The organism is Geitlerinema calcuttense NRMC-F 0142 (assembly GCF_030285425.1).
The window spans coordinates 33,925-40,703 of sequence record NZ_JASVEJ010000036.1 but is presented as its reverse complement, the minus strand read 5'-3'; the positions used below and the strand labels follow the sequence as shown (position 1 = coordinate 40,703).

At 50.6% G+C, this 6,779-nt stretch carries 4 protein-coding genes; 3 read left to right on the top strand and 1 reads right to left on the bottom strand.

The genetic code is table 11. The features are described from left to right. Positions 1–19: 19 nt before the first annotated feature. Positions 20–835: a J domain-containing protein gene (locus tag QQ055_RS09460; protein WP_286004611.1), complete on the bottom strand. Its 816-nt coding sequence runs from the start codon at positions 833–835 to the stop codon at positions 20–22. A 391-nt stretch (positions 836–1,226) separates the two neighbouring features. Here QQ055_RS09460 and QQ055_RS09455 point away from each other — a divergent pair, with 391 nt between their 5' ends. From QQ055_RS09455 to QQ055_RS09445, 3 genes are all read left to right on the top strand, one after another. Then, positions 1,227–3,752, top strand: a complete 2,526-nt coding sequence (locus QQ055_RS09455) for an MASE1 domain-containing protein (protein WP_286004610.1) — start codon at positions 1,227–1,229, stop codon at positions 3,750–3,752. 138 nt (positions 3,753–3,890) lie between these two features. After that, entirely contained in the window at positions 3,891–4,754 is an 864-nt protein-coding gene (locus tag QQ055_RS09450) for a thermonuclease family protein (protein ID WP_286004609.1), read from the top strand. 98 nt (positions 4,755–4,852) lie between these two features. Then, positions 4,853–6,760, top strand: a complete 1,908-nt coding sequence (locus tag QQ055_RS09445) for a WD40 repeat domain-containing protein (protein ID WP_286004608.1) — start codon at positions 4,853–4,855, stop codon at positions 6,758–6,760. Positions 6,761–6,779: the final 19 nt, after the last annotated feature.

Genomic DNA, 6,779 nt, shown 5'->3' with positions numbered 1-6,779 from the left:
CACGATCCCGGTCGTGAGTTTAGAGGGCTAATTTGGTTTTAATCTCTTGCGTATGGCGTTCTATGGCTGCAATTTCCTCATCTAACTGAAAGGCTAACTCGGCGAGTAAATCTCGACCTTGGGCTTGGACTTCTAGGGCTTGGGCGTGGAGTTGGGCTAGGGCAGAATTTTGGAGTTCGCTCAATTCAGAGGCGATCGCCACTAAGCGTAGCTGAATTTGTTCGATTTGACGGCGCGTGCGTAACAGTTGAGCATCTGGGGTTTCGCTTTGCTGCCAACCCTGGGTATCTTCCCACCCCGCGAGAATTGCTTCAAGCACTTCTGGGTTGCCTTGTTCGTAGGCGCGGTTAGCAGCAATCATTAATTCTAAACGGCGCTGGCGTTCCGCTTCATCTGTCACCAGATCGGGGTGAATGCGTTTGGCAACTTCTCGATACAGCTTTTTTAGCCCTTCTGAAGGGCGGAAATGAACCACCCCCTCTAAAGGCAATTCGCGGTTGGCGGCTTCCGTCTCTTGGGCTTTTGTCCAAGCTTGTTGGGCGCGCTGTCGCAGCCGCAAATCTTTGGGGTGTAAATGCGCGAGATATTCGGCGAGTTGGGCTTCGGCGCGATCGAGTTCTACACAGCGCTTACCGATTGTTTGAAAATAATCTTGTTCAAACTGGCGTAACTCACTCACTTGAGTAATGAGTTCTAACTCTCGTTCGGCGCACTGAAGTTCTAAAGCCGCCAGGATCGCTTGCTGTTGTTCGAGTTCAGACTGGGGGGACGAGGGCGATCGCCTTAACGAGGAATGACTCGCTGTTGGCTTTCCGGATTCATGGGTACTATTCATAAACTTTATCCGATTTTTCCAACTCTCCCCTTGAGAGGGAGGATTAATTCGGGAACCCTAAACTAGGCGAGGGATATCGCCATTAGTACGGGCGATTATTCCCCAGTTTGCCTGGAGAATTAAGCTATCTTGCTAATAGTTGGTTCCTTCTGGTCGGTGTGGATCGTCTAAATGTGCATTTTCAGGGCGTAGCTACAACTTCTCATTGAAGACTAGACAAAGTAAAGGAGTTTCGGTGGTGCGGTTCGCAAGAACGCAGATTCGCCGACTCTAGTTTATTCCACGCAAAAACAACCTTATCCTCCCACTAGAAGCAAACGGATATATCAGTCTAACTCCAGTTCAGTTATTCAATAATCGCTTGACAGAAAGTAGGTTTTGAACATTGCTAGTGAGTATTTCTTTCTTGCATACCCGGAAACTGTCTGTGAACTTCCTCCAGAAAAAGCGGTGTCAGTATCTCATTACAGTGGCGATCGTGGCGGCGGCTTACTACTGCGTGGCTCAACTGACTCTGTTTGTGCCCTCTTTTGAGTCTGGCGCGTCTTCGGTGTGGCCGGCGGCGGGTGTGGCGCAAGCGGTGTTGATCCTCCAAGGTCGGCTGCTGTGGCCCGGTATTGCGTTAGGCTCATTTTGGTTTTTCACAGAACCCAGTTGGGCGATGCGCGACGCGATCCCGATGGGCTTTTTTCAAGCCTTGGGTTTAGCGGTTGGCGTCACGCTGCAAGCGGTTTTAGGGGCCACATTTCTGCAAAAGGTTCGCTTTCGAGCAGCTTTAGAACGCCTGCAAGATGTTTTGGGCTTTACCTTACTGGCGGCTGGGTTTGCGACGTTAGCCAATGCCACCATTGGAACCCTTAACCGCTACCTGTATGATGCCAATCTTCACGCGAGTATTGTCAAAGTGTGGTGGACTTGGTGGCTAGCCGATGCGATTGGGATTTTGATCGTGACTCCGGTTTTGCTCACTTGGACCATTGGCGATCCCAACGGCCGCCCCTACTGGCCGCCCATTAGCCGCAACCCTTGGCGAATTGTGGAAGCGATCGTTTTAATTCTTCTGGTTTTAGCGATCGGTTGGCTGGTGTTTTGCTCGCGCACGCGGGCTGCGGTGGCTCGCTATCCCTTAGAGTACCTGCCTTTTCCTTTAATTGCGTGGGCTGCTTTGCGGTTTGGACCGCGTTTAACCTCTTTGGTGAATTTGTTCACATCGGGTTTGGCGCTGTGGGGAATGGCGAGAGAAAGCAGTCCTTTTCTTGAATCTGCACGGACTTCGACTCAGGCTTACTTATCTCTTCAAATTTTTCTAGGTGTCATGATTGTGACTGCACTTGTGTTGGCTAGCACCGTGCAGGAACGACGCATGGCAGAAAAACACTCTTGCGATCGCCAAGCAAGTCTAGCCAACGCCCAACGGATTGCCCATTTGGGAAATTGGGATTACGATCTGATCCGCCATCAATGGTACTGGTCGGATGAAATGTATCGCATCCTGGGTTGTACCCCCATCGCCTTTGAACCGAGTCTAGAAAGTTATCTCCAATTTGTACATCCCGACGATCTCGACTTAGTGAAGACTTCGCGCGATCGCACCATCCACGAGCGCAAACCTCATAAAATTGACTATCGGATCGTCCGCCCTGATGGAGAGGAACGCCTAGTGTCCGAACAATCTAAAATTTGGGAAACCCACATCACCGGAACTGTACAAGATGTCACCGAACGCCTGCGGGCTGAGGCGGCGCTAAGATCGAGCGAAGAACGCTTTTCTAAAGCCTTCCACGTTAGCCCGATTGGGATTAGTATTCTCACCCTAGAAGCGGGACGTTTTCTAGATGCCAATGAAAGCTTGCTGCGCTTATTGGGCTACACGGCTAGCGAGGTGATCGGTAAAACCTCTACGGAACTCTTCATTTGGACGCATCCGTTCACCGAACCGACCAAACTGGCTCAAATTCTCAGCAGCCAAGGGGCAATTAGCAACCTGGAAATTCAGGTTCAAACTAAATCTGGAGAACTGCGCGACTGTTTATTTTCTGGCGAACTGATCGATTTAGAGGGGGTTCCCTGCGTCCTCGCCATGCTAGCAGATATCACCGAGCGCAAGCGCACCGAAGAGTTGCAGCGCGATAAGGAAGCAGCCGTTGCCGCTAACCGCGCCAAAAGCATGTTTCTGGCCAATATGAGCCATGAGTTACGCACGCCCCTCAATGCCATTATTGGCTATAGCGAAATGATGCAGGAAGAAGCCGAAGAACTCGGCCAAGTCCAACTGTTAAGCGACTTAAATAAGATTAAATCCGCCGGACAACAACTCCTCGGCTTAATTAGCGATATCCTCGATCTGTCTAAAATTGAAGCCGGCCGGATGGATTTACACCTGGAAACCTTTGAAATTCCGGTGTTAATTCGCGAAGTGGTGAATACGGTTCAACCGATGATTAACCAAAATAGCAATGTCCTCTCGGTGCAATGTCCCGATGAGATTGGCTTTATGGAAGCCGATCCAAGCAAACTGCGCCAAGCGCTCTTGAATTTGTTGAGCAATGCGGCTAAGTTTACTGAAAAAGGCACCATTACCCTCATGGTTAGCCGAGAGGAGGTTTTGCCCGATGCCAATAATTACAGTAATAGCAATGGTCTGAGTTCGGCGAGTTTGTCGCCGTTTATCACCTTTTTGGTGACGGATACGGGAATTGGCATGACTTCAGAACAAATTGCGCGGGTTTTCCAACCCTTTACCCAAGCGGATGCTTCCACGACTCGCAAATATGGGGGAACGGGTTTAGGATTAACCATTACCCAAAAGTTTTGTCAAATGATGGGCGGCGATATTCTGGTGGCCAGTCAACCGGGTAAGGGTTCGACGTTTATGATTTATTTGCCCGCCAAAGCCCCAAAATCGGAACAAAATTAAAAAAGGGGTGAGAGCAATCTGGTATCTGTTTGCGAAGTGTCAGGATAATAGAGCCTTGGTTTGGTAAAGGAGTTTCTATAGCTTGGGTTCTGTCCTAACGCTATGGATTCCCACTACTATGCAACCGGGAGAATCGTTATGCCCATGCATTTAATCCAAGGTAGCTATCGCATCTTAAAAACCTCTCCAGATGGCGATTCTATTCGCTTCTACCCCGATAATCCGGAGCTTTGGAAAAAATTGGGGCGCGTGCGTGCCAATCGCTTAGGGGGCGCTCAGTTGCGCTTAGATGGCATTGATGCCTTAGAAACGCACTATCAACCGCGAATTGGTACGATTGGCAAACAACAGCAGCCTGGGAAATATGCTCAAGCAGCTTGCAGCGAATTGTTGAGTTTTCTAGGATTTGAGACGGTAGAACGCGATCGCAATGACACGATCGCCATCGCCGAACCCGAACAAGTCCCCGGCTATATTCTGACGCGCTATGCCGATGCCTACGGTCGGGGGGTCGCGTTTGTTTTTAAAGGTCATTTCGATGCGGCGGATGGCAGCGAAGTTTACTGCGATGCGTCATTGCTGCAACAAAGCGCCAACTATCATCTTTTGGCAACGGGTTTAGCTTATCCGACATTCTATTCAAAGTTGTTTCCCGATCTGCGGCAGGAAATGACCCAGGCGACGAAACAAGCGCGATCGCAGGCGTGCGGGTTGTGGTCGGCAGATTGCACGCAAACTGGGTTTATTGTCGCGGATCTAGAAAGCCTGACTGAAGAATGGGTGATTTTGCCAAAACTCTTTCGGAGATTGCTCGACTACTTGGCCATTAATGAGGGAAGCTACGATCTAGGCGGCTTTTCTCAATACTTGGAAACTCGACGCGATCGCATTTTAATCCTTTCCCAAGGGCACCTCACCGGCTTTGATTATGTGGTGGAGGTTGAACAGAACAAAGTCTGTCTCACAACCGCGCCAGAAGACCTAGTTTTTATGGAAAAATAGGATTGAGCAATCCTGTGTGGGAATCGCTTGCGGAACATTCGGATTCAAGCTTTGAGTCAACGTTAAAGATGGTGAGACGTTGAACTGCCAAAATTTCCATGAAACGCCCCTCATTACTTTTCCTCCTGGTGCTTCTCAGCAGTGCTGTGCAAGCGGCGATGCTGGCCGAACAGCGCTGGTTTGCCCAAAGTAACCCAACGCTTCCCCAACCGAGTATGGCGGCTGTTTCCACAGCTTCGCAACCGCTGAGGCTTGTCCGAACGCTGACGCATACCGGCGAACCCGTTAGCGCGATCGCCATTAGTTCCGATCGCCGAACGCTGATTCGTGCCTATCCCTCTGGCAAGATTGAACAATGGGACGTGCAAACGGGCGAACGCATCCGGGAAATGAGGGGCCATACCGATGTCGTTCAGTCTGTGGCCATTAGTCCTGATGGCAGAAGCTTAGTGAGTGGCAGCAGCGATAATACGGTGAGGCGGTGGAATTTAAGCACGGGTCAATTGCAACAAACGCTGACTAGCGAGGGGTTTGTCCGTTCGGTCGTCTTTAGTCCAGAGGGGAGACGCATCGCGGCGGGATCGCAAGATGGTAGCGTGCGCGTTTGGGATCTGCACGCCGGACAGTTGCAAACGTTTGAGGCGATCGCCCAGAATCCAGAATTTACAGAATTATCGGATATTTTGGATGCGGTGGGGTTTGCCCCCGACGGTGAGGTGTATGCAGTCGTGGGAAGTGCGGATGGCAGCATGAGTATTTGGCAACCGCGCGCGGGGGAACGGATGCGCCGCTGGCAGCAATTTCGCGACGATCGCGTTAGTTTTATTCCCGGACGGGAAACCGTGGTCTTTTGTCAAAATCCGCTGCAACTGTGGGATTTTAATTCTGGGGAAGCCAAGCAACTTCCGGCTGCTAGGGCAATTTTAAGCGACTGTGGCGCGATCGCGACGAGTGCCGATGGTCAAACCTTGATTGCAGCCGATGCCGAAAGCCTACAAATTTGGGAGTTATCTCTGCCTGCTGCAACGGTAACAACGGAACCGAGTTGCACCCCCGTGGCGATGCGTCCGTTAGAGGAGTCTGGGGAGTTACCTAACGCCGATCGCCTATTGTATCGCTTGCCCCTACCGCTAGAGGAACCGTCAACGGCGGGATGGGATGCGCTACGGTTTAATGGCGATCGCACTTTGTTTGTCCAGGCGGGGGTTGGGGTACGCCTATGGGACTTAAGCACGAATCAATTGGTTTGTCGCTTTGGGCAAGATAGCAGCCAGATCGCCGATGCTGTTTTTACCTCAACGCTGCGTCCTAGACTGATTACGGCTCATCGCGATAGTACCCTAAAAGTTTGGAATCCCCTAACTGGGGAAGCGTTGCGCGTCCTGAGAGGTCACCAAGATGCTGTCAGCGCGATCGCCCTAAACGCTGACTCTTCATCGCTAGCTAGCAGCAGTATCGATCAAACGATTAAACTCTGGAATTGGGAAACTGGAGAACTCGAAAAAACCCTAACGGGGCATCGTTTGCCCGTTCGCGATATCGCCTATAGTCCAGATGGTAAGTTATTAGCCAGCATTAGCGAAAGCGAAGCGAAAATTTGGGAAAGCGAAACGGGACGACTGCTGCAAACGTTTAATCTAAAAAGTATTCAGCCTGCGATTACCTTTAACGATCGAGGAGATGCGATCGCCACCGATGGCAACCAAGGTAGCACCTATCGCTTAGAAGTCGCCACCGGCAAGTTACACCGCCTTCTCAGCAGCAATCTGTGGCAAGATGTCGGCATCCAATCTGCTATCTTAAGCCCCAATGGTCAATACTTAGTCATCAATACGTTCGCCTATCCTAGCCTGGAGGTTCGCAACGAACTCTGGGATTTAACCACCCAAACCCGCATCAGTTATTTAGATACAGATTATCAATGCGGGGGAATTGTAGGTTTTAGCCCAGATAGTCAAATGCTAGTCTGTGCAGGCCAAGAAATTCAGATTTGGCAGTCTCCTTAAAGGTGGATAGCGTTCGCAA

Coding starts and splice junctions, on each gene's coding strand:
- QQ055_RS09445 (WP_286004608.1), top strand. CDS start 4,853: ATGAAACGCCCCTCATTACTTTTCCTCCTGGTGCTTCTCAGCAGTGCT.
- QQ055_RS09450 (WP_286004609.1), top strand. CDS start 3,891: ATGCCCATGCATTTAATCCAAGGTAGCTATCGCATCTTAAAAACCTCT.
- QQ055_RS09460 (WP_286004611.1), bottom strand. CDS start 835: ATGAATAGTACCCATGAATCCGGAAAGCCAACAGCGAGTCATTCCTCG.